Source organism: Pantoea sp. QMID4, assembly GCF_030270445.1.
GTDB lineage: Bacteria > Pseudomonadota > Gammaproteobacteria > Enterobacterales > Enterobacteriaceae > Pantoea > Pantoea vagans.
The window spans coordinates 24578-47120 of record NZ_BSXL01000002.1; the positions used below are offsets into that span (position 1 = coordinate 24578).

Below are 22543 nucleotides of genomic sequence, written 5' to 3' on the forward strand. Positions count from 1 at the left end.
TTTCATGGCTGTTTCGCATTGAGATAGCTGCGGCGCACCAGATACTGCTGCACCAGGGTAATCAGCGCCATGATGGCCACCAGCAGCATCGCGAGCGCGCTGCCGGTATTGGGATCCAGCGAGATATCACCGGAGACCAGCGCGGCGATGCGCACCGGCACCACGTTGAAATTACCGGTGGTCAGCGCATAAATCGTGGCGTAAGCGCCCAGCGCATTCGCCAGCAGGATCACAAAGGTTCCAAGCAGTGCCGGGAACAGAATCGGCAGGGCGATGTGCCAGACGTAGCGCCAGCGGCTGGCACCCAGCAGCGCAGCAGACTCCTGCCACTCTTTTTTCAGCCCGTCGAACGCCGGGTAGAGCAGCAGCACACCCAGCGGGATCTGAAACCAGGTGTAAACCAGCACCATGCCGTTGCGCGAGAAGAGTCGGAAGCTTTCAATCACACCATAATGGCGCAGCAGCAGCGTCAGGCAGCCGTTCAGGCCCAGCAGAATGACAAAGGCAAACGCCAGCGGGACACCGGCAAAGTTGCTGGTCATGTTGGTAAAAGAGATAAGGAAGCGCTGCAGTCGTCCGCCGCCGAGCTGATGCAGCGAATAGCCGGTGATGAGCGCAATCAGCAGTCCCCAGACGCTGGACCAGAGCGAGATATCCAGTGAGAAGCGAAATGCCTGCTGGTAGAACGGTGAGGTGAGGATGTCGTGATAGTTATCCCAGCCCCACTGGCTGTTCATGTCACTCCAGAAGCTGTTGATGGCGATCCACAGCAGTGGGGCCAGCTGAAAGGCGACCCAGAACAGGGTGAAAGGCAACAGCAGCAGCAGCGCGAATCCTTTTCCCTTCATCTTTGCGGCTCCGCCAGCAGCCCGCGACAGACCGGCTTGTCATGGGCCACTTCCAGCAGTTCACACAGCGTGCCGCACAGATCGGTCTGCTGCGGCGCAAGGTCAGGCTGCAGCGAGAAAGCGTGGCCAAAGACAAACAGCGGCACCGTGGTCTCCTCCGGCAGAATTCCGCCATGGGAGCGATCGTCATTCATGCCGTGATCGGCCGTCACCATCACCTGGTAGCCTTCGGCCAGCCATAGCGGCATCCACTGCGACAGCAGGCCGTCGGCAATGCGTGCCCGGTTGCGGTACTGCGGCGAGGAGAGCCCCGACTTATGACCGGCATCGTCGATATTCATCGGGTGGATCAGCAGGAAATCGGGATCGTGACGCAGCCGCAGGCTCTCTGCATCTTCAAACAGATGTGAGTCGGGATAGCTATCGTCAGAATAAAAATGGCCGTACTGAATCGGCAGGTCCGGCGCGTCGGTGTGACGATCGCGCGCCGGAACGAAGGGTGTGCAGTTATAAAGCTCACTCACCCAGTGGTAGGCCGCCGCCGCTGTCATCAGCCCCGCCGCGCGCGCAAAGTGAAACACGCTGCGTTCGCGACTTAACCGGCTGACGCCATTATGAATAATGCCGCTTCTCACCGGCGGAACACCGGTCAGAATGCACTCATAAAGCGGGCGCGACAGCGACGGTAATTCACAGGTCATACGGTAATAGAACCCGTTGCCCTGCGAACACTCGGCATGCAGGTAACCCATTGCATGTTGTGCGACCTGATTGCTCAGTCCGTCCAGTACCACCAGGATGGTCTTCATTCCGTTCTCCCTGCCGCGCACTACTGCTGCATGTTGATGATGACGTTTTCCTGCCACAGGCGCGGCAGCATTTTCGACGATTTATCCCAGGCAGCCTGATCCTTAACCGGACGGGCATTTTTATATTCGGACTGCGGTAGCAGGTGAGCCTGAACGTCGGCTGGCAGGGTCAGATGCTCGGCACGAATCGGGCGGGCATAGCCCTTCGCCAGATTGATCTGTCCCTGATCTGAGAAGATATATTCGCGCGTCAGTTTTGCGGCGTCAGGGTGTTTCGCATATTTGTTGATGATAGTGGTATAGCCGGAGGTGACGGAGCCGTCAGACGGGATGACCACTTCGTAGCGGTTTTTGTCGATCTGGTCACGGTAGTTCAGGGCGTTAAAGTCCCATACCACCGCCATCTGCACTTCGCCTTTTTCGATGTTAGCAATGACCGGATCGGTCACGCCAAGACGACCCTGTTTTGCCAGATCGGCAAAGAACGCCAGCGCCGGTTTCAGGTTCTTTTCATCGCCGCCTAAGGCGTAGTTTGCAGCCAGTACACCATTGGCCGCCTGAGCTGCCACGCCGACGTCGCCGATAGTAACCACATACTTACCTTTCTTCAGATCGGCCCAGCTGTGGGGAATATCTTTCACCTGCTGCTTGTCGATCAGAAAGGCAATGGTGCCGGTGTAGGCCAGCGCCCAGTGACCGTCTTTATCTTTGGCCCAGGCCGGAATCTGTTCCCAGTGCGTCGGTTTGTAAGGCTGGGTTACCCCTTTAGCCACGGCGATCGGGCCAAAGGCGGCGCCGACGTCACCGATATCAGCGCTGGCGTTCTCTTTCTCTGCATCGAATTTCGCCAGCTCCTGCGCCGATGACATATCGGTATCGCTGTGCTTGAGGTTATATTTGCTGCTGATGTCGTTCCAGGTATCCTTCCAGTTGGCCCAGCTATCCGGCATCCCGACGCTGTTGACCTGACCTTCACTGCGCGCGGCTTTTTCGAGTGCGGCGAGGTCGTTATCGGCGGCCTGCGCAACGGGCAGGGTGAGGACTACAGCACTGGCTACTACAGAGGCGATAAACGCTTTCATCTCAGTTGCTCCGGGTGTAAGTTGATGGGCCTGGCTGGTCTAGTCCAGCAAGAACCGAGCCAATGTAGCCCCTGTATATGAACGATTTATGACAAGGCGGGCGGTGCGGGGAAGGGGCGATAAAAGATGCGACCCGTTCGCCCACCTCAGGCACGTTTACCTGAACAGAAAGAGTGCGGAGTCGCACCAAAATGAGGCTACTGTTGTGGAGTCGATAGCACTCAAAACGGCGGATGCGATTGCCAGCGCACTGTTGACGCGCATCCAGGCGGGAGAGTTCAGCGGCGGGCGACTGCCAGCGGAACGTGCCTTAAGCGAGGCGTTCAGCACCACGCGGATTACCCTGCGGGAAGCGCTGGGTAAACTGGAAGCCCAGGGGATGATCTACCGGGAACTGCGTCGCGGCTGGTTTATCGCGCCGCCGCGTCTGATTTACAACCCGCTGCATCACAGCCACTTTCATGCCATGGCGAGGGATCAGGGAAGGCAGGCGACCACTGAGGTCATCGCCGCAGAACAGGTTGCGGCGCACGACAGCGTAGCGACCGCGCTGCGTCTGGCTCCAGGTTCATCGGTTTACTGCATTCGCCGCCTGCGGCGCATTGATGGGCGCGCGGTGCTCTATGTAGAACACTACCTTAATCCACGTTTTTTCCCTGGCCTGCTCGATGAAGATCTGACCCGCTCCCTGACCGACCTCTATGACCAGCGCTACGGCATTCGCTACGGCGGCGCGCGCTTCACGATTCTGCCCGGCCCGTTACCGGAGATTGCTGCACCTACGCTGAATGTAGCGCCAGGCAGCCCCGGTTTGCTGATCACCCGTATCAACCGCAATCAGCAAAAAGAGGTGATTGATTGCGACTGTGAATACTGGCGGTATGACGCGCTCTGTGTGGATGTGGAGGCGTAGGGTTATTGTGATTTGCATCACACTCACGCATGATATCGCGCGCTGATAACTCCTTTTTAAAGGCGCAACATGAGTGACAAAAATCCTTTGGCCCGCCACCTTGCAACGGCTCTGCAATGGGTGCTGAATCTGGGCCTGCTGAGTCTGGCGATCATCCTGATCGTCTTTTTAGGCAAAGAGACTATTCATCTGGCAAACGTCCTGTTTAACACCGGTGAGCAGGCCTCTTCTTACCTGCTGATTGAGGGAATTGTTATCTATTTCCTCTACTTCGAATTTATTGCCCTGATTATTAAGTACTTTCAGTCGGGCTATCACTTTCCCCTGCGCTACTTTGTCTATATCGGTATCACGGCCATTATCCGTCTGATTATCGTCGACCATAAAAATCCCTTCGATACCCTCTGCTACTCAGCGGCGATTCTGATTCTGGTGGTCACGCTGTGGCTGGCCAACAGTAACCGGCTGAAACGCGAGTAATCCCCCTGCCGTCTGACACGACGGCAGGTGTTCGCATCGCCGCTCTGCGCTAAACTAGCGTCCTGAAAATTATCGGGAGTGGTGCCATGTCGCAAGACGCACTCAGCTTATTACGTTCGCTCACCTGGCTTTCTCCGTCGCAGGCCGCCCTTGCGCCGCCCTTGCTCGACTGGCTGATGGAGGAGGATTCGATGACGCGCCGTTTTGAGCAGCACTGTCAGCGGGTCACGGTTCAGCCGCTGCGTGAAGGTTTTATCGATGCCAGCGAGTTGGGTGAAGAAAGGGCGATGTTGCCAGACGATAAACGCTTCTGGCTGCGCGAAGTGCTGCTGTCCGGCGACGATCAGCCCTGGCTGGCTGGTCGCACGCTGGTGCCGGAAAGCACCCTTAACGGGCCAGAGGCGATGCTGCAACAGCTCGGCACCCGTCCTCTGGGGCGCTATCTTTTTTCGTCGTCGACGCTGACCCGCGATTTTATTGAGCCGGGGCAGGTGGAGGGATTGTGGGGACGACGTTCCCGTCTGCGTCTCTCCGGCAAACCGCTGCTGCTGACTGAACTGTTTTTACCGGCATCGCCGCTCTATCGCGATCTGGTCTGAGGATTTTGTGGTGCAAACGAGCTTAAGTATGAATAAATGGCGGGCCTACGCTCGCCTGATGCGTATCGACAAACCGATCGGGACGCTGCTGCTGATGTGGCCCACGCTCTGGGCATTATGGCTGGCTGACAGGGCGATTCCGCCACTGCCGGTGCTGGTGGTATTCGTTGCCGGGGTGTTTGTGATGCGTGCAGCCGGTTGTGTGATCAATGACTACGCCGACCGCAAAGTTGATGGTCATGTGGAGCGTACGAAGCACCGGCCACTGGCCAGCGGCGCGGTGAGTGCAAAAGAGGCGAAGCTGCTGTTCGTGATCCTGGCGCTGATAGCTTTTGCGCTGGTGCTGACCATGAACCTGATGACGATCATGCTCTCCGTCGTGGGGCTGGCGCTGGCCTGGGTTTATCCCTTTATGAAGCGCTACACCCATCTGCCGCAGGTGGTGCTGGGGGCCGCGTTTGGCTGGGCGATTCCTATGGCATGGTCCGCAGTTAGTGAGTCCTTACCTCTAGTCTGCTGGCTGGTGTTTATTGCTAACATCTGCTGGACGGTTGCTTACGATACGCAGTATGCGATGGTTGATCGGGATGATGACCTGAAGATTGGCGTGAAGTCGACGGCGATTTTATTTGGCCGTTTCGACACGCTGATCATTGGTCTGCTGCAGCTGGCAGCCCTGCTGCTGATGGCGCTGGTGGGCATGATGCTCCACCTGAACGGCGCCTTCTACTGGACGCTGCTGCTGGCGGCTGCGCTGTTTGTCTATCAGCAGAAGCTGATCGCCGGGCGCGAACGCCAGCCCTGCTTCCAGGCTTTCCTGAATAACAACTATGTCGGGATGGTGCTGTTCCTGGGCGTACTGATGAATACGCCGCCGTTCAGTCAGCTGTTCTGATAGCGTGTCCCCTGAGCAGGCACCGTCCCACAACTAATCGGATCGGCCTGTAAAAAAGGCGACCTCATGAGGTCGCCTTTTTTACTGTGCGCGTGGGTCAGTCGTGCGCCACCGCGGTTTCAATCGTCATGCGGACATCACTGGTGACCAGGTCAGCCAGGATGTGCCAGGTCGCCAGCGTCTGCGCGACATCGGCATCACCGCTGTCGCTGATATACCCTTCATCACGCAGCGTCAGTACCAGCGAAGTAAAGACCGCTTTGTCGAAGAACTCCGGCGCGTTGATCCCGTGCAGGACCGAAAGACGCTGGGCCAGCGTCCGGCTCTCTTTCTCCAGCGTGCCACGGTTAATTGTTGGCTTGGCGCTGAGAATAGAGAAGGTAATGGCATAACGCTGCAGCGTTTCGCGCACACCGGCAGCCAGCAGTTGCAGCGTGCGGTAGCGCGCCGCAGTAAAGCGCAACTCACCGGCTTCATAAGTAATCAGGCCCTGACGCGCCAGCTCCTGACTGATATCGGTCAGCAGTTGCGGCAGCTCGTCGGTCTGCCAGCGCAGGAACAGTTCGCTCTTCAGCATCGGGTAGATCAGGCTCACCTGACGCAGCAGTTCGGCTTCAGTCAGCGTCTGATGCTGCTGAACAATGGCGGCAATCAGCGACGGCATCACCAGCATGTGATGAATATTGTTGCGATAGTAAGTCATCAGCACCGCCTGCTCACGCGGCAGTATGATGATGTCGCCAATACTGTCCTTTTCACTCTCAAATTTATTCATACCCATGGCGTGATCCAGTAGCGCTTCCGCTGAGAGATCGGGTACGGTCGCGTTAGGTGAATAAGGCACATTGCGCAGCAACTGAGTATAGCACTCCAGCTGTTCAATCAGCTGTTCACGAGTGAGTGAGCGCTGACGTGACGCCAGCAAAGCGGTAACACAGAGGTTCATGGCATTGGCCGCGCCCGCTTCATTGATTCGCACCATCAGGCTGGCCGCGATATCATTGACGGTCGGTGTTAACCAGCTCGGACGCTGCGGCTCAATCGGATCGATGGCATCGCGCCATTCCGGTACCTGCTTGTTGAGATAGTTGACCAGCGGCAGCGGTTCGCCAAAGTTAACGTAACCCTGACCAAGATTGCGCAGCTTGCGCAAGCCACGCACCATCTGCATGAAGCCCTCTTTCTCTTTCGCCGCGCCGCGCAATTCTTTGGCGTAAGTACCCACTTCCATCACGTGCTCATAGCCGATGTAGATCGGCACCAGCGTGATCGGGCGGTTACCGCCGCGCAGCATCGCCTGCAATGTCATGGCTAAGGTGCCGGTTTTCGGGTCCAGCAGGCGACCGGTACGAGAACGACCACCCTCGACAAAGTACTCAACCGAATAGCCGCGGGTAAACAGCTCGCCGAGATATTCACGGAACACCGTGGCGTAGAGCTTGTTTCCTTTAAAAGTACGACGAATAAAGAACGCGCCCAGACGACGGAAAATCGGGCCGGCTGGCCAGAAGTTGAGGTTGATACCGGCAGCAATGTGCGGCGGGACCAGCCCCTGATGATAGAGCACGTAGGAGAGCAGCAGATAATCCATGTGGCTGCGATGGCACGGCACATAGACAATCTCGTGGCCATCCTGCGCCAGCTGGCGCACTTTTTCGCCGCCATTGACGTTGATGCCCTGATAAAGACGACTCCAGAGCCAGCCCATCACGCGGTCGGTAACGCGAATCGCCTCATAAGAGAAGTTGGCGGCAATTTCTTCCATCATCTCGACGGCATTCTGCTGCGCTTTCTCATGGGAGATTTTTTTGCTGCGTGCTTCATCTTCGACGGCTTTTTCAATCGCTTTGGATTGCAGCAGACGGTTAAACAGATCCTGACGCGCCGGTAACCGCGGGCCAATCGCCGCCAGCCGCTGGCGGGCAAAATGAATGCGCGCCACGCGAGCCAGCTTCTGGGCGATCGACTTATCCGTACCGTGTTCCGTGGCCATCCGGCGCAGCGAGACGGTCGGCGAGAAGCGAACAAAACTGTCGCGTCCGTGCCAGATCACCGCAAAGAATTTCTGTACGCCGTTCAGCACCCGCAGGTGTGGCGTGGCTTCGCCCTGGACTTCACGTCCTGGTGCACGGCCAAACATCACTGTGACCGGCAGCATCTGGATATCCAGCGTAGGATTATTGCGATGCAGATCGAGATAATCGTGAAAGATTTTCACCGATTCCACGCTGGGCACAAAGTAGGGGAATACGCGCGGGCCATCGTGGATAAATACGTGGCGCGGCAGCAGTGAACCATCAATCTCCAGCAGAGAGAGCGGGTCAGGCAGATGATGCCGCAGACACTGCGCGCGTAAAGTCAGTAAGTCGGCCTTCGAATCGTAAGGCAAAACATACATAATAGGTCGGGTCGGATCCAGACCATGTTCAGACACGGGATCGGCCGGAATGGCCTTACTTTTTACCAAAAACGACAGTGGTAAATTAAGCAATTTGTAATAGAGTTTACGCCAACCTGACATAGACAACATGAAGCCTCTTGTTAGCAAAGCGCCGCAAGCATACCAGAAAGTGCAGCGAAGATCTGTGGTGGTGCCAATTGCACGCAGCCCAGACATTGACGTCAATCCGATAAAAGGGTTCCCACATCATGGCAAATAATGCCACCGGACTTATCAGAATAGTTAAAGCCGCAGGTTACTCCTGGCAGGGACTGCGTGCCGCCTGGCAACATGAAGCGGCGTTTCGTCAGGAAGCCCTGGCTGCGCTGGTCGCCATTATTATCGCCTGCTGGCTGGATGTCGATGTGGTCTCACGCATCCTGATGATTGGGTCGGTGGTGCTGGTGGTCATTGTCGAAATCCTTAATAGCGCCATTGAATCGGTGGTTGACCGGATCGGTCAGGAGCATCATCCGCTGGCGGGCCGGGCCAAAGATATGGGCTCTGCGGCGGTACTGATCAGCATCTTACTGGCACTGTTTGTCTGGATCACGCTGCTCTGGACACATTTGCGATAAGCGTTCCATATCGCGCCGGAAGCCGCATTTTGCCTGACAATCGGTTTCCATTTCGCCAATACCTGTATATACTCACAGCGACTGTATAAACAACCAGGGGGCGGGATGAAAGCATTAACCAGCAGGCAGCAGCAGGTCTATGACCTGATTCGCGACCATATTTCTTCAACAGGCATGCCGCCTACGCGCGCAGAGATTGCTGCACAACTGGGCTTTCGCTCACCGAATGCGGCAGAAGAGCATCTGAAAGCGCTGGCGCGTAAAGGCGTCATCGAGATCGTTTCCGGTGCATCGCGCGGCATTCGATTGTTAATGGAAGAAGAGGCCTCAGAAGGCATACCGTTGATTGGCCGGGTTGCTGCCGGTGAGCCGATCATGGCGCAGGAACATATCGAAACCCACTACAAGGTCGATCCGGACCTGTTCAAGCCGTCTGCCGATTTCCTGCTGCGCGTCAGTGGAATGTCGATGAAAGATATCGGGATTATGGATGGCGACCTGCTCGCGGTACATAAAACCCAGGATGTACGCAATGGCCAGGTTGTCGTTGCCCGCATTGATGATGAAGTCACCGTTAAGCGCTGGAAAAAGCAGGGTGCTCTCGTGCATCTGCTGCCTGAAAACAGTGATTTTGACCCGATTGTTGTTGATACCCGTGCACAGTCCCTGACCATTGAGGGTCTGGCGGTTGGTGTGGTGCGCAACGGCGAGTGGCTCTGATATTGAGGCCTGCGTGCATTCGCCTTTTCTGATGCTATTCTGTCTGCCCTAATTTTGTCGCTGCCTGTTTTGCGCAGCGACACCGAGCACGGAACGGCGAATGCGCTTTATCACGGCAACGGATAAAAATCTCTGGCGGCTTGCGCTGCCAATGATCCTTTCAAATATCACTGTTCCCTTATTGGGGGTGATCGATACTGCAGTAATTGGTCATCTCGACAGTCCTGTCTATCTTGGCGGGGTTGCGGTCGGGACTACGGTGACCAGCTTTCTCTTTATGCTGCTGCTTTTCCTTCGAATGAGTACGACTGGCCTTACGGCGCAGGCGTTTGGTGCGGGCGATAAAACCGCGCTGGCACGCGCGCTGACGCAGCCGCTGATTATTGCGCTGCTGGCTGGTGTACTGTTCATCGCTTTACGTTATCCGATTATTCAACTGGCGACCCATCTGATTGGCGGCAATCCCGCGGTACTGGAACAGGCGGCGCTGTTTATTCAGATTCGCTGGCTCAGTGCACCTGCCACGCTGGCAAATCTGGTCATTCTGGGCTGGCTGCTGGGCGTGCAGTATGCGCGCGCGCCGGTGATCCTGCTGGTGGTGGGCAATCTGGTTAATATTGTGCTCAATCTCTGGCTGGTGATGGGGCTGCACTGGGGTGTCGGGGGGGCGGCAACCGCCACGGCGCTGGCGGAGTATATTACGCTGGGTGTCGGCAGCATCATGGTCTGGCGGGTCCTGAAGCTGCGTGGTATTCCCCTGAGCCTGCTGAAGCAGAGCTGGCGCGGTGACAGCGGTCAGCTGCTGCGGCTGAACCGGGATATCATGCTGCGCTCACTGATGCTGCAACTCTGTTTCGCCTCGCTGACCGTGCTGGGGGCACGGCTGGGCCCGGATGTGGTGGCAGTTAACGCGGTATTACTGATGTTCATTACGTTCACGGCCTATGCGCTGGATGGCTTCGCCTACGCGGTTGAAGCGTTTTCCGGCGAGGCGCATGGGGCAAAAGATGGCGGCAAACTGCTGCGCGTCTGGCACTCTGCCTGTCGGCAGGCGGTGGTGGTGGCGCTGTTCTTTTCGCTGATCTATGCCATTGCTGGCCCGCAGATTGTTACCCTGTTGACCTCCCTTCCTTCGCTGCAACAAAGTGCTGACCGCTATCTGATCTGGCAGATCGTTATGCCGCTGATCGGCGTCTGGTGTTATCTGCTGGATGGGATGTTCATCGGCGCAACGCGCGGACGTGAGATGCGTAACAGCATGGTGGTGGCAGCAGCAGGCTACTTTCTGACGCTGCTAAGCGTACCGGCGCTTGGCAATCACGGACTGTGGCTGGCTGTAACGGTTTTCCTGGCGCTGCGCGGTCTGTCACTGTGGCTTATCTGGCGCAGGCACTGGCGTCAGAACAGCTGGTTTGATGCCTGACGCTGTAAAGGCTGATACAGATTATTCCGTATTATTCCGGGTTTGTGAAACTGGCTACTACAATTAACTTTATACGGCGCAGTTAACCAGCGCTTTGTATCGTTATTTTGTTGAGTGACAAGATAATCATTAAACCCCGATGATTGGAGGTCTGCCATGAATAAAGATGAAGCGAGCGGTAACTGGAAGCAGTTCAAAGGCAAAATGAAAGAGAAATGGGGCAAGCTGACCGACGATGACATGCAGGTTATCGAAGGTAAACGCGATCAGCTGGTCGGCAAAATCCAGGAACGTTATGGCTATGCGAAAGATGAAGCAGAGCGTGAAGTGACGGACTGGGAAGGCCAGAATAAAGACCACCGCTGGTAATGCAGCACTGATCAGTTAATACGTTCCGGTGTACCTGCACCGGAACTACACAAGAATATGCCAGTTACACGCGTTTTCCCCGCTTTTTCCCCTCACCCTGATGATCATGTTCGCAGCTTTCATGGTGCGTACAGGCTTCGACGGCAGCACAATTTTCACACAGGCCATGCGCTTCAATCACACTATGGCGTAAAGCGAACTGCGCTTCACCCGCCAGCGTTGCGATAATTTTCTCCACGCCCTGCGCCTGTTTCTCCGTTACTGCTGCACAGCGGTCGCAGACCAGCATCACTGACGTATGCGCCGGTGCCTCAAAGTGATGACACATGACGTAGCTATTGTTGGACTCCACCCGATGAATGAAACCCTGCTCCAGCAGGAAATCGAGTGCCCGGTAAACGGTGGGGGGCTTGGCCTGCGGTTCGCTGATGCGGAGTTGATCCAGCAGATCGTAAGCACTGATCGAGCCAGGCTGTTCGGCCATCAGGCGCAATACCTCAGCACGCTGCGAAGTCAGACGTACACCGCGCTGCAGGCACATTTTTTCAGCCTGAGTCAGAATTTGCTGCGACGTCATGTTTGTCATGAAAAATTCTCCGCTGGATAAGTGATGTTATTTTATCACATATAGTTTTGCGGCGCTGATGTTCGTTTTCGCCTGTTAAAACAGCATTATTTGCCTGATAAAGCAGCATTTTGAGAGTTTCAGCCGCTATCTATCTCAAATCTGACGAGAAATCAGATCCATTCTCAATCGACATGAAGCGGAATTTATTGGCATTTTGCTTTGCATCTCACTGAGTTAAGAAGTAATGTTCAGAAAGACTTAAGGAACGTCTGGCAGTATTTGAAATAACCCGACGCAGTCTGAACAATTACAACGGTTTTTTGATTGGAAAACGTCCAATCCTTTGAATTAAGACACTGTTTCCTTTGAATTCACAGCAATAACGCGTTAGCCAGGGTTCACAATAGGGCTAATAAACTATTCAGTCGTTGAATGTTTCAATGACAATTTCTCAGGTGATGGCAGGCAAATGGTGAAAAAATCCGCTCAACGTTCAGCGCTGAAGTATTCCGCTGCAGCGACCGCGCTTTTCCTTTCTTCTTCCGCCATGGCGGCAGGGACCTGGTATGATGCACGTAATGACGCCATGGGCGGCACCGGCGTAGCATCTTCTGTTTATGGCTCAGCAGTGCTGGCGAACCCGGCATTAATGACGCGTGCTAAATCTGACGATAACGTCAGTATTATTATTCCCTCGGCAGGTATTCAGGTTACTGACAAAGATAAGCTGATCGATAAAGTCGATGATATTACGGACACCGTGGATCGCTATCGCGACGTGATTGGTAACCTGACTTTTGCGGATTATCTGCGTGGCTACCCTGAACTGCGTGCTGCCTCCGGCGATGTTGCTGACAAGCTCAGCGATTTGCGCGGTAACAAAGCGGATGGCAGTGCTGGCGCGGCCATGGCCGTCACGATCCCCAATGAGACCCTGCCTTTTGCGTTTATTACCAAAGCCTACGGTACGGCGCACGTCCGTGCCAACGTGGTCCAGAGTGATATCGACTACCTGCGCGGTGTTGCTAACGGAACAGTGCTGCCACGTGCAGGCGATCAAAATAACCTTCGCTCCAGTGCAAATGGCTTAGCGGCACTGACCATTGATTATGGTGTGGCGGTCGCACATGAGTTCACTATCGCCGGCCAGCCGGTCTCGGTGGGCGTGACGCCGAAAGTGCAGAAAACTTCGCTCTATAACTACACAGCCAGCATCTATAACTATGACAAGAACGACATTAACAATAGCCAGTATCGCAGCACCGACACCGGTTTTAACGTTGATGCCGGTCTGGCGACCACCTTTGCTGAAAACTGGACACTGGGTGTGACCGGACAGAACCTGGTTTCGCGCGATCTGCAGACCAAAGAGGTCAACGGGTTCCGCGATACCTACCAGATTCGCCCGCTGGTCACCACCGGCCTGTCATGGGATAAAGGTCCGTTTACCGTGACCGGCGATGTGGATCTGACGGAAACCAAACGCTTCAAAACCCAGGATAACAGCCAGTATGCGGCAGTGGGCGCGGAGTACCGCGTGCTTGACTGGCTGCAACTGCGTGCCGGTTATCGTGCGGACATGCGGTCTAACGACGAAAATGTTGCCACCGCAGGTTTTGGTCTGTCACCGTTTAACAAAGCTGTCCATCTGGATCTGGCTGGCTCGGTGGGGGCTAACAACACCTGGGGCGCGATGATGCAGCTGGGCTTTAACTTCTAAACACGCTATTCCGACTGTTCGGGGGCGGGCGATGCACTATCGCCCACCCTTGTGTTATCCTTGCACAGAATTCCATCACCCTTAATTACCGGATTGTCTGCGCTTCATGCCAAATTTCTCTTCGCAACGTTTCTCTATCGCCCCCATGCTCGACTGGACCGATCGTCACTGTCGCTATTTTCATCGTCAGCTGACCGGTGACACGCTGCTCTACACTGAAATGGTGACCACGGGCGCGATTATTCATGGCAAAGGGGATTACCTGGCATACAGCGAGGCGGAACATCCGGTCGCGTTGCAGCTTGGCGGTAGCGATCCGGCGGCGCTGGCGCAGTGTGCGAAGCTGGCAGAGCAGCGCGGCTACGATGAAGTAAACCTGAATGTCGGCTGTCCTTCGGATCGGGTTCAGAATGGCCGTTTTGGTGCCTGCCTGATGGCCGAGGCGAATCTGGTCGCGGATGCGATTAAAGCGATGCGCGATGTGGTATCGATTCCGGTCACGGTGAAAACCCGCATCGGGATTGATGAGCTGGACAGCTATGAATTTCTGACCGACTTTATCGGCACGGTGGCGGGGCGCGGTGAGTGCGAGACGTTTATCATCCATGCGCGCAAAGCCTGGCTCTCCGGCCTCAGCCCTAAAGAGAACCGCGAAATTCCCCCGCTGGATTATCCACGCGTCTGGCAGCTGAAACGCGATTTCCCGCATCTGACGATCGCACTTAATGGCGGCGTAAAAACGCTGGAAGAGGCACAGACCCACCTGCAGCACCTGGACGGTGTGATGATGGGACGTGAAGCCTATCAAAATCCGGGCATTCTGGCGCAGGTCGATCAGAAATTGTTTGGTCGTCAGCATCCGGCGGCTAATCCGGTGGAAGTAGTACGCGCCATGTATCCCTACATTGAAGCGGAGCTGGCGAAAGGCACGTATCTGGGACACGTCACACGCCATATGCTGGGACTGTTCCAGGGGATTCCGGGTGCCCGCCAGTGGCGACGTCACCTGAGTGAAAACGCTCACAAGCCGGGTGCCGATGTTCGCGTACTGGAAGCCGCGCTGGCGCTGGTAGCAGATAAGATTCCACAGGAAGTCTGATCCCTGATCGTAACTCTGAAAAACCAGCTATGAAGAGCTGGTTTTTTTACGCCAGAATGTGGTTTTTCTCACCAGGTCGCTGCATCTTTCTTAAACCTTATCAGCCTTAAATCAATAAGTTATCGGTTGGCACGTTTTTTGTAATAGCTATAACAGCTGATTTCAAAAGGAGCGCTGACGTGGAAATTTTATTCGTATTGGGGTTTTTCCTGATGCTGTTGCTGACCGGCGTTTCACTGCTGGGCGTGCTGGCGGCACTGGTGGTCGCAACCCTCGTGATGTTTGTCGGTGGACTGTTTGCACTTGTTATCAAAGTGTTGCCGTGGCTGGTGCTGGCGGTCATCGCTGTATGGCTGCATCGTGCCTTTTTTGGCGATAGCGATGCGCGAGCGCGCCGTAAGCTGAGACGTAAGATCAGCAGGTTAGACCGCAAAAGCTGGCGCTAAATGCGGTAGCGATCACAGTGTGAGAGATTGTTCGGCGCTGATCTGCAATTAAACATATTTTTTACTTATGTTTTCTGGCAGGATGCCCGTCGTCAAATCGATGTGCCATCGACTTGACATGAATTCATCGCCGCTGTCCCTACACCAGCGCGAACAAAAAATAAAAAAAAGAAGAGGGCTTCCCACGGGAAGCCCTTTTTGTTGCTTACGGGGCGCTCACTGTTACGGGATTAACAGGCAGGAGCCCTGCGTGGCGCGGCTCTCCAGCATCTGGTGCGCCCTGCTGGCCTCTTTCAGCGTAAACTTCTGCTGCTCCGGCACATCAACTTTGATTGCGCCACTCGCCAGCAGGGAGAACAGCTCGGCACTGGCAGTCTCCAGCTCCTGGCGATTGGTAATATAGCCAAACAGGGAAGGTCGGGTTACAAACAACGAGCCTTTCTTATTCAGAATGCCCAAATCGATGCCGGTCACCGGACCCGATGCATTACCAAAACTGACCATCAGACCGTGACGGCGCAGCGAATCCAGCGATGCTTCCCAGGTATCTTTACCCACAGAGTCATACACGACACCCACTTTTTTTCCTTCCGTCAGTTCGCTAACGCGCTGTGCAATATTCTCTTCGCGATAATTGATGGTCTCCCATGCGCCGGCATTTTTCGCCAGCATGGCTTTTTCCGCTGAACCCACTGTGCCGATCAAATGCGCACCCAGCGCTTTTGCCCACTGACAGGCGATTAACCCGACGCCGCCCGCCGCGGCATGAAACAGGAAGGTTTCACCGGCGCTGATTTTATAGGTCTGACGCAGCAGATATTGTGTGGTCAGCCCTTTCAGATAGCTTGCCGCACCCTGCTCAAAGCTGATCGCCTCCGGAAGAGGCATCAGACGGTCTTCCGCTACGTTGTGCACTTCACTATAAGCCCCCATTGATGCCAGACAGTAGACCACGCGATCGCCAGGTTTAAACAGGGTCACGCCACGGCCAACCCGCGCCACCACACCTGCGGCTTCCGTTCCCAGGCCAGAGGGAAAAGCGGCAACCGGATAGAGCCCGCTGCGAACATAGGTATCGATGTAATTAATCCCGATAGCGCGATGCTCAACCTGCACTTCATGTTCAGCCGGGTCAGCAGGTTCAAAATCTGTCCACTCTAAGACGTCCGGGCCGCCATGCGCGCTGAACTGAATACGCTTTGCCATTCTGACTCCTGTGATTGTTTCATCATGAGGGTGAGGCGCGCACCCCAACTAAGGTATACTTGCGCGTCCCCACAGAAGATCGGTAATGCATTCACTATGGCAGGAAATAAACCCACCAACAAATCGAACGAAACGCAGGATCGCCAGCTCGCAGGCGTGAAAATGCCCCCGCATTCTCTGGAAGCGGAGCAATCGGTGCTCGGTGGGTTAATGCTGGATAACGAGCGCTGGGATAACGTCTCTGAGCGCGTCGTCGCGAATGATTTTTTCAACCGCTCACATCGGCTGATTTTTTCCGAGATGCAGCGGCTGCTGGAAAACAGCAAACCCATCGACCTGATTACGCTCTCTGAATCGCTGGAAACCCGCGGCGAACTGGAGATGGCCGGTGGCTTCGCCTATCTGGCTGAGCTCGCGAAAAATACCCCGAGTGCGGCGAACATCGGCGCTTATGCCGACATTGTGCGCGAACGCGCAGTGGTGCGTGAGATGATCTCCGTCGCCAACCAGATTGCTGATGCTGGCTACGATCCGCAGGGACGTAACAGTGAAGAGCTGCTCGACTTCGCAGAGTCGAACGTCTTTAAAATTGCGGAAGCGCGTGCGGATAAAGATGCTGGCCCGAAAAACATCGAGCAGATTCTGGAATCAACCGTCTCCCGTATCGAATCGCTCTATCAGACACCGCATGACGGCGTCACCGGCGTGGATACTGGCTATCAGGATCTCAATAAAAAGACTGCCGGCCTGCAGGGCTCTGACCTGATTATTGTTGCCGCACGTCCATCGATGGGTAAAACCACCTTTGCGATGAACCTGTGCGAAAACGCCGCCATGCTGCAGGAAAAGCCGGTGCTGATTTTCAGTCTGGAGATGCCCAGTGAGCAAATTATGATGCGTATGCTGGCGTCACTTTCCCGCGTCGATCAGACCCGCATCCGAACCGGACAGCTGGATGATGAGGACTGGGCGCGTATCTCTGGCACCATGGGCATCCTGCTCGAGAAGAAGAACATGTACATTGATGACTCTTCTGGCCTGACGCCTACCGAAGTGCGCTCGCGCGCCCGACGTATCTATCGTGAAAACGGTGGCTTAAGTCTGATCATGATCGACTACCTGCAACTGATGCGCGTGCCGTCACTGTCGGACAACCGTACGCTGGAGATTGCTGAGATCTCCCGCTCGCTGAAAGCGCTGGCCAAAGAGCTGAATGTGCCAGTGGTGGCGCTGTCGCAGCTTAACCGTTCACTGGAGCAGCGTGCTGACAAACGGCCGGTCAACTCGGATCTGCGTGAATCGGGTTCGATCGAGCAGGATGCGGATTTGATCATGTTTATCTATCGCGATGAGGTTTACCACGAAAACAGCGATCTTAAAGGGATCGCCGAGATCATCCTGGGTAAACAGCGTAATGGCCCGATCGGTACGGTGCGCCTGACCTTCAATGGCCAGTGGTCACGCTTCGACAACTACGCGGGTCCGCAATACGACGACGAATAATCTCCGCTTTGTGCTGTCATGCACGATCTGTGCATGACAGCCCTCATCATCAGAAAATAGTGTTGGACAACCTCTCGGGTTATCGGGTTATCTGTAACAAAGCGACGCCCATTACGCTGTGGAAACGGAATGACTCACGTAGACGATTACGACCTTAAAATCCTGACTTTATTACAATCTAACGGCCGGCTGACCAATCAGGAACTCAGCGATCTGGTCGGCCTTTCCGCCTCACAATGTTCCCGCCGCCGTATCAATCTGGAACAGGCTAACCTTATCCTGGGTTATCACGCCCGGCTGTCACCCGATGCCATCGGCCTTGGCATGGTGGGATTAATTGAGGTGCGCCTGATTAATCACACCGCGGAATATGTTGAGAGCTTTCACCGGATGGTGGAGCAGGAGCAGGCGATCGTGGATGCCTACAAAACCACGGGTGATGCAGACTATCTCCTCAAAGTAGCGGTAGCCGATCTCAACTCCCTTAGTGCGTTAATCAGCCAGTTAGTCGCCGGACACCAGAGCGTTTCTCATGTGAAAACCTCAGTGGTACTGGGGCGAATGAAAGAGAATGGGCTGATGATGATCCCCGGAGAGAAGACGCGCTAAAAGGGTGCGCGCTGTGCGATTTTGGTGCACACTGGCGGCAGTTAATGCGAATAACGCGCACTTAAGATGGCTATAGCGCATAGACTGACGGTATCAGTCGGAATTTATGCACAAAGTTCTTTTATAAAGCGCCTTAGATATCAACGGGATATCGCTGGCATCCGCTTTACAGCCGTTCAGTGCTGTGACGATGGTGCGTTTTTTGCATTGGAACCGCATCATTTGCACTGAGAAAACCCCCATGGATAACATCGCAGAACCCACCCGTATCCCGCATTCGCGCATTGAAGATGCGCTGGCGATGGTGCTCGGCACCCTGATGGTCTCGTTCGGCGTCATTATGCTGAAACAGGCCGGTGCGCTGACTGGCAGCACCGCAGGTATCGCTTTTCTGATCAGCTATCTCTCGCCGCTTTCGTTTGGCAGCGCATTTTTCCTGATCAACATCCCATTTTACTGGCTGGCGGTAAAACGCATGGGCTGGGAATTTACCCTGAAAACCTTCTGCGCCGTCGGGCTGGTGTCGCTTTTCACCCAGCTGCACCCGCTGTTTGTTCACTTTTCTGACCTTAACCCCTTCTATGCGACACTGTTCGGTAACGTCATCATGGGAATCGGGTTTATAGTGTTATTTCGTCATAAGGCGAGCCTGGGCGGCATCAATATTCTGGCGCTGTGGCTACAGGATCGCTTTGGGATCCGCGCGGGTAAACTGCAGATGGCAGTCGATACCTGCGTCGTGCTGGCGTCACTGTTTGTAGTGAGTGGCCCCATCCTCCTCGCGTCGATTGCGGGTGCGGTGATCCTGAACCTGATTATTGCAATGAACCACCGTCCGGGACGCTATCGGGTTTAATCCGCCGCTTACGGACCAATCATGGAGACCTACACCGTGTTTCAAAACGTTGATGCCTATGCTGGCGATCCGATTCTGTCGTTGATGGAAGCTTTCAAACAAGACCCACGCGAACACAAAGTTAACCTGAGTATCGGGCTTTATTACGACGAACAGAACATTATCCCGCAGCTGAAGGCTGTCGCGGCTGCCGAAGAGCAGATCTATGCTGAGCCGCATCAGGCATCGCTCTATCTACCCATGGAAGGACTGAACAGCTACCGTAGTGCGATTGCACCGCTGCTGTTTGGTGCCGACCATCCGGTGTTAAAGGCGGGCCGTATTGCGTCGATTCAGACCCTGGGTGGTTCTGGTGCGCTGAAAGTCGGCGCGGATTTCCTGAAGCGCTACTTCCCGCAGTCTGCCGTCTGGGTCAGCGATCCGACCTGGGAAAACCACATCGCGATTTTTAACGGTGCAGGTTTAGCGGTAAACACCTATCCCTGGTATGACGCCGAAACCCACGGTGTGCGGTTTGATGCCTTTATCAGCACCCTGAAAACCCTGCCCGCGCAGAGCATCGTGTTGCTGCATCCCTGCTGTCATAACCCGACCGGCGCTGACCTGACTGATGCGCAGTGGGATCAGACCGTTGAGGTGCTGAAAGCACAGCAGCTGATTCCTTTCCTGGATATCGCCTATCAGGGCTTTGGTGCCGGTATGGAGCAGGATGCGTATGCCCTGCGCGCGGTCGCGGCGGCGGGCCTGCCTGCGCTGGTCAGCAACTCCTTCTCCAAAATCTTCTCGCTCTATGGCGAGCGCGTAGGCGGTCTCTCTATCGTCTGCGACAGTGCCGAAGAGTCAGCACGTGTGCTGGGCCAGTTAAAAGCTACCGTTCGTCGTAACTACTCCAGCCCGCCGAATTTCGGTGCGCAGGTTGTCGCACGCGTCCTCAACGATGAGGCGCTGAAAGCCAGCTGGCTGGCTGAAGTGGAGGCGATGCGTCTGCGCATTCTTACGATGCGCCAGTCGCTGGTGGACGTGCTGAGCACCGCGCTGCCAGGTAAAAACTTTGACTACCTGCTAAAGCAGCGCGGCATGTTCAGCTACACCGGCCTGAGTGCGCAGCAGGTTGATCGCCTGCGTAACGAATTTGGCATCTATCTGGTGGGCAGCGGCCGCATGTGTGTGGCCGGCCTGAACAGCAAAAATGTGCATCAGGTAGCGGAAGCGTTTGCCGCCGTGATGTAATTGCCGCCAGGTTGTTAACAAGACCGCCAGGGTTTTCTCTGGCGGTTTTTTTATAGGTCAGGGTTTACCTTTCGGCGACATGCTGCACACTTAAACGGGATAACCGTTTCAGGAATAAGCTATGTGGCATCAACAAACTATAACGCTGAGCGCGAAGTCGCGCGGGTTTCATCTGGTCACCGATGAGGTCGTTAATTCGCTTTCCGGACTGCGTGATATCAAAACCGGACTGCTGCATCTGCTGTTACAGCACACCTCGGCGTCGTTAACCTTAAATGAGAATTGCGACCCGACGGTGCGCAGCGACATGGAGCAGCATTTCATGCGGCACGTGCCAGAGAATGCGCCTTATCAGCACGACTATGAAGGACGTGATGATATGCCAGCGCACATCAAATCATCGACCTTAGGGGTTTCGTTGTTAATACCGGTTCAGCGGGGACGTCTGGTGCTGGGCACCTGGCAGGGTATCTGGCTGGGCGAGCATCGCATTGATGGCGGTGCCAGGCAGATTTTCGCCACTTTACAAGGGGAGTCGTAATGAATAACTCAGACTTACTGACTTATTGCATGAGCAAGCCGGGCGCGGAGCAGAGCGTCCACAATGACTGGAAGGCCACACAGATTAAAAGTAACGGCGTGCTGTTTGCGATGGTGCACGAGGTAAAAGGGCGGCCCGCCGTCTCGCTGAAATCGACGCCAGCGCTGGCTGAATTACTGCGCGACGAGCACAGCGATATTATTCCCAGCGAGCATCTGAATAAGTCGCACTGGAGCACGCTGTTCCTCGACGGTTCGCTGAAAGATTCGCAGATCTACTATCTGGTCGATGCCTCATACCAGCAGGCGGCTGCTGCCCGTTAAACGGCAATAAAAACCCTCTTACCTGAGCAGGAGGGTTTCAGATCAGACCGCTTACGCGGCAGACTGATCGCGCAGGGTGTTGATATCGATAACAAAGCGATACTTCACATCGCTTTTCAGCATGCGTTCATACGCTTCGTTGATCTGGTCCATCGCGATCAGCTCAATGTCTGACGTAATCCCGTGCTCGCCACAGAAATCGAGCATCTCCTGGGTTTCCGCGATGCCGCCAATCAGTGAACCGGCGATGCTGCGACGTTTAAAGATCAGGTTAAAGACCTGCGGTGCCGGATGATCGTGCTCCGGTGCGCCCACCAGCGTCATGTTGCCATCCAGCTTCAGCAGGGTGATGAACGGGTTGAGATCGTGCTGAGCCGCCACAGTGTTGAGGATGAAGTCAAAGCTGTTCGCGTGCTGCGCCATCTGCTCCGCATCTTTAGAAATCACCACTTCATCGGCACCCAGACGTTTGCCATCTTCAATTTTGGATGGCGAAGTGGTGAACAGCACCACATGTGCGCCCATGGCATGCGCAATCTTCACGCCCATATGACCCAGTCCGCCTAAGCCTACGATACCCACTTTCTTGCCTGGACCGACATTCCAGTGACGCAGCGGCGAATAGGTGGTGATACCGGCACACAGCAGCGGTGCAACGCCCGCCAGCTCCAGGTTTTCCGGAATCCGCAGCACAAAGCTTTCATCAACCACCATCGACGTTGAGTAGCCGCCGTAGGTAATGGCGCCGGTTTCGCGATCTTCGCCATTATAGGTGCCGACAAAGCCGTTTTCGCAATACTGCTCCAGACCCTGCTGACAGCTCGGACAGCTGCGGCAGGAATCGACCATACAGCCGACGCCAACCCGATCGCCGACTTTGTATTTCTGCGTCTGTGGACCAACAGCCGTTACGCGACCCACAATTTCATGCCCCGGAACCACGGGAAAAATGGTGTTTTTCCACTCATTACGAGCCTGATGCAGGTCTGAGTGGCAAACGCCACAGAACAGCACCTCAAGCTGAACGTCATGGGCGCGCAGCTCACGCGGCTTAAAATCGAACGGTGCCAGTTTGGATTTTGCATCCTGAGCAGCATACGCATGCGTAATATTCATGGTGTCTCCAGTTTCGATGTGTCGTGAGTGTTTCTGATGATGTGCAGCAGCGTGGATGTGCTGCGAAAACAGGGCGACGCCAGAGGCGTGCCAAAGAGGAACCGCTTAAGGATAGTCAGCGCGGGGAAAAGCGTATATGCCTATACATGTCTGAATCTTGCCTGATTCTG

Annotated in this window: 24 protein-coding genes; 17 read left to right on the plus strand and 7 right to left on the minus strand. The window is 55.2% G+C overall.

What is annotated here, in order from left to right; all coding sequences use genetic code 11:
* Positions 1-2: 2 nt before the first annotated feature.
* From QSK07_RS04950 to QSK07_RS04960, 3 genes are read right to left on the minus strand one after another with little or no spacing between them, the layout of a single operon-like run.
* Complete coding sequence (locus QSK07_RS04950) at positions 3-848, minus strand: ABC transporter permease (protein ID WP_098051802.1); 846 nt, start codon at positions 846-848, stop codon at positions 3-5.
* Positions 845-1657 (minus strand): alkaline phosphatase family protein, encoded by an 813-nt coding sequence (locus QSK07_RS04955; protein WP_285721009.1) that lies wholly within the window; start codon positions 1655-1657, stop codon positions 845-847. The genes QSK07_RS04950 and QSK07_RS04955 overlap by 4 nt, the downstream gene beginning before the upstream one ends.
* 20 nt (positions 1658-1677) lie before the next feature.
* Positions 1678-2739, minus strand: a complete 1062-nt coding sequence (locus tag QSK07_RS04960) for an ABC transporter substrate-binding protein (protein ID WP_285721010.1) — start codon at positions 2737-2739, stop codon at positions 1678-1680.
* A gap of 205 nt (positions 2740-2944) precedes the next feature.
* Here QSK07_RS04960 and QSK07_RS04965 point away from each other — a divergent pair, with 205 nt between their 5' ends.
* The 4 genes from QSK07_RS04965 to ubiA all read left to right on the plus strand — a co-directional run bounded on the left by QSK07_RS04965 (position 2945) and on the right by ubiA (position 5626).
* Positions 2945-3652: a UTRA domain-containing protein gene (locus QSK07_RS04965; RefSeq protein WP_285721011.1), complete on the plus strand. Its 708-nt coding sequence runs from the start codon at positions 2945-2947 to the stop codon at positions 3650-3652.
* 69 nt (positions 3653-3721) lie between these two features.
* Positions 3722-4132 carry a phosphate-starvation-inducible protein PsiE gene (gene psiE / locus QSK07_RS04970; protein ID WP_098051799.1) on the plus strand — a complete coding sequence of 137 codons (411 nt, stop codon included), beginning with the start codon at positions 3722-3724 and terminating at the stop codon, positions 4130-4132.
* Positions 4133-4218: 86 nt separating this feature from the next.
* Positions 4219-4731 carry a chorismate lyase gene (gene ubiC, locus QSK07_RS04975; protein WP_285721012.1) on the plus strand — a complete coding sequence of 171 codons (513 nt, stop codon included), beginning with the start codon at positions 4219-4221 and terminating at the stop codon, positions 4729-4731.
* A 28-nt stretch (positions 4732-4759) separates the two neighbouring features.
* Positions 4760-5626, plus strand: coding sequence for a 4-hydroxybenzoate octaprenyltransferase (gene ubiA, locus QSK07_RS04980; RefSeq protein WP_502921704.1), 867 nt, complete (start codon positions 4760-4762; stop codon positions 5624-5626).
* A gap of 97 nt (positions 5627-5723) precedes the next feature.
* On the opposite strand, the gene plsB is transcribed toward ubiA, so the two are convergent.
* Positions 5724-8147 carry a glycerol-3-phosphate 1-O-acyltransferase PlsB gene (gene plsB, locus QSK07_RS04985; protein WP_285721014.1) on the minus strand — a complete coding sequence of 808 codons (2424 nt, stop codon included), beginning with the start codon at positions 8145-8147 and terminating at the stop codon, positions 5724-5726.
* Between the two features lie 128 nt (positions 8148-8275).
* On the opposite strand from plsB, the gene QSK07_RS04990 reads away from it, so the two are divergent.
* The 4 genes from QSK07_RS04990 (at position 8276) to QSK07_RS05005 (ending at position 11156) form a co-directional block, all read left to right on the plus strand.
* A complete protein-coding gene (locus QSK07_RS04990; RefSeq protein WP_098051795.1) occupies positions 8276-8644 on the plus strand; it encodes a diacylglycerol kinase in 369 nt (122 codons plus the stop codon).
* 105 nt (positions 8645-8749) lie between these two features.
* On the plus strand, positions 8750-9364 hold the full coding sequence (lexA, locus tag QSK07_RS04995) for a transcriptional repressor LexA (RefSeq protein ID WP_098051794.1): 615 nt from the start codon (positions 8750-8752) through the stop codon (positions 9362-9364).
* Positions 9365-9464: 100 nt separating this feature from the next.
* Positions 9465-10787, plus strand: coding sequence for an MATE family efflux transporter DinF (gene dinF, locus QSK07_RS05000; RefSeq protein WP_285721015.1), 1323 nt, complete (start codon positions 9465-9467; stop codon positions 10785-10787).
* Positions 10788-10943: 156 nt separating this feature from the next.
* Complete coding sequence (locus QSK07_RS05005) at positions 10944-11156, plus strand: CsbD family protein (RefSeq protein WP_013359776.1); 213 nt, start codon at positions 10944-10946, stop codon at positions 11154-11156.
* Between the two features lie 64 nt (positions 11157-11220).
* On the opposite strand, the gene zur is transcribed toward QSK07_RS05005, so the two are convergent.
* Complete coding sequence (gene zur, locus QSK07_RS05010; protein WP_285721016.1) at positions 11221-11742, minus strand: zinc uptake transcriptional repressor Zur; 522 nt, start codon at positions 11740-11742, stop codon at positions 11221-11223.
* Positions 11743-12193: 451 nt separating this feature from the next.
* On the opposite strand from zur, the gene QSK07_RS05015 reads away from it, so the two are divergent.
* The 3 genes from QSK07_RS05015 (at position 12194) to pspG (ending at position 14989) form a co-directional block, all read left to right on the plus strand.
* On the plus strand, positions 12194-13444 hold the full coding sequence (locus QSK07_RS05015; protein WP_285721017.1) for a conjugal transfer protein TraF: 1251 nt from the start codon (positions 12194-12196) through the stop codon (positions 13442-13444).
* A gap of 106 nt (positions 13445-13550) precedes the next feature.
* Positions 13551-14543, plus strand: coding sequence for a tRNA dihydrouridine(20/20a) synthase DusA (gene dusA, locus QSK07_RS05020; RefSeq protein WP_285721018.1), 993 nt, complete (start codon positions 13551-13553; stop codon positions 14541-14543).
* A gap of 179 nt (positions 14544-14722) precedes the next feature.
* Positions 14723-14989, plus strand: coding sequence for an envelope stress response protein PspG (gene pspG, locus QSK07_RS05025; protein ID WP_098051789.1), 267 nt, complete (start codon positions 14723-14725; stop codon positions 14987-14989).
* Between the two features lie 222 nt (positions 14990-15211).
* Here pspG and QSK07_RS05030 read toward each other — a convergent pair whose 3' ends face one another.
* On the minus strand, positions 15212-16195 hold the full coding sequence (locus tag QSK07_RS05030; protein ID WP_285721019.1) for a quinone oxidoreductase: 984 nt from the start codon (positions 16193-16195) through the stop codon (positions 15212-15214).
* Positions 16196-16291: 96 nt separating this feature from the next.
* Between QSK07_RS05030 and dnaB the strand changes: the two genes are divergently transcribed.
* The 6 genes from dnaB to QSK07_RS05060 all read left to right on the plus strand — a co-directional run bounded on the left by dnaB (position 16292) and on the right by QSK07_RS05060 (position 21257).
* A complete protein-coding gene (dnaB, locus tag QSK07_RS05035) occupies positions 16292-17698 on the plus strand; it encodes a replicative DNA helicase (protein ID WP_098051787.1) in 1407 nt (468 codons plus the stop codon).
* A 129-nt stretch (positions 17699-17827) separates the two neighbouring features.
* A complete protein-coding gene (locus tag QSK07_RS05040; protein ID WP_003855753.1) occupies positions 17828-18307 on the plus strand; it encodes an Lrp/AsnC family transcriptional regulator in 480 nt (159 codons plus the stop codon).
* A 241-nt stretch (positions 18308-18548) separates the two neighbouring features.
* Positions 18549-19163: a YitT family protein gene (locus tag QSK07_RS05045; RefSeq protein WP_285721020.1), complete on the plus strand. Its 615-nt coding sequence runs from the start codon at positions 18549-18551 to the stop codon at positions 19161-19163.
* A 36-nt stretch (positions 19164-19199) separates the two neighbouring features.
* Positions 19200-20393 (plus strand): amino acid aminotransferase, encoded by a 1194-nt coding sequence (locus QSK07_RS05050; protein ID WP_098053099.1) that lies wholly within the window; start codon positions 19200-19202, stop codon positions 20391-20393.
* Between the two features lie 121 nt (positions 20394-20514).
* Positions 20515-20934 carry a secondary thiamine-phosphate synthase enzyme YjbQ gene (locus QSK07_RS05055; RefSeq protein ID WP_098051786.1) on the plus strand — a complete coding sequence of 140 codons (420 nt, stop codon included), beginning with the start codon at positions 20515-20517 and terminating at the stop codon, positions 20932-20934.
* Positions 20934-21257, plus strand: a complete 324-nt coding sequence (locus QSK07_RS05060; RefSeq protein ID WP_013359786.1) for an MmcQ/YjbR family DNA-binding protein — start codon at positions 20934-20936, stop codon at positions 21255-21257. The genes QSK07_RS05055 and QSK07_RS05060 overlap by 1 nt, the downstream gene beginning before the upstream one ends.
* A 51-nt stretch (positions 21258-21308) precedes the next feature.
* On the opposite strand, the gene QSK07_RS05065 is transcribed toward QSK07_RS05060, so the two are convergent.
* Positions 21309-22373 (minus strand): NAD(P)-dependent alcohol dehydrogenase, encoded by a 1065-nt coding sequence (locus QSK07_RS05065; protein ID WP_098051785.1) that lies wholly within the window; start codon positions 22371-22373, stop codon positions 21309-21311.
* Positions 22374-22543: the final 170 nt, after the last annotated feature.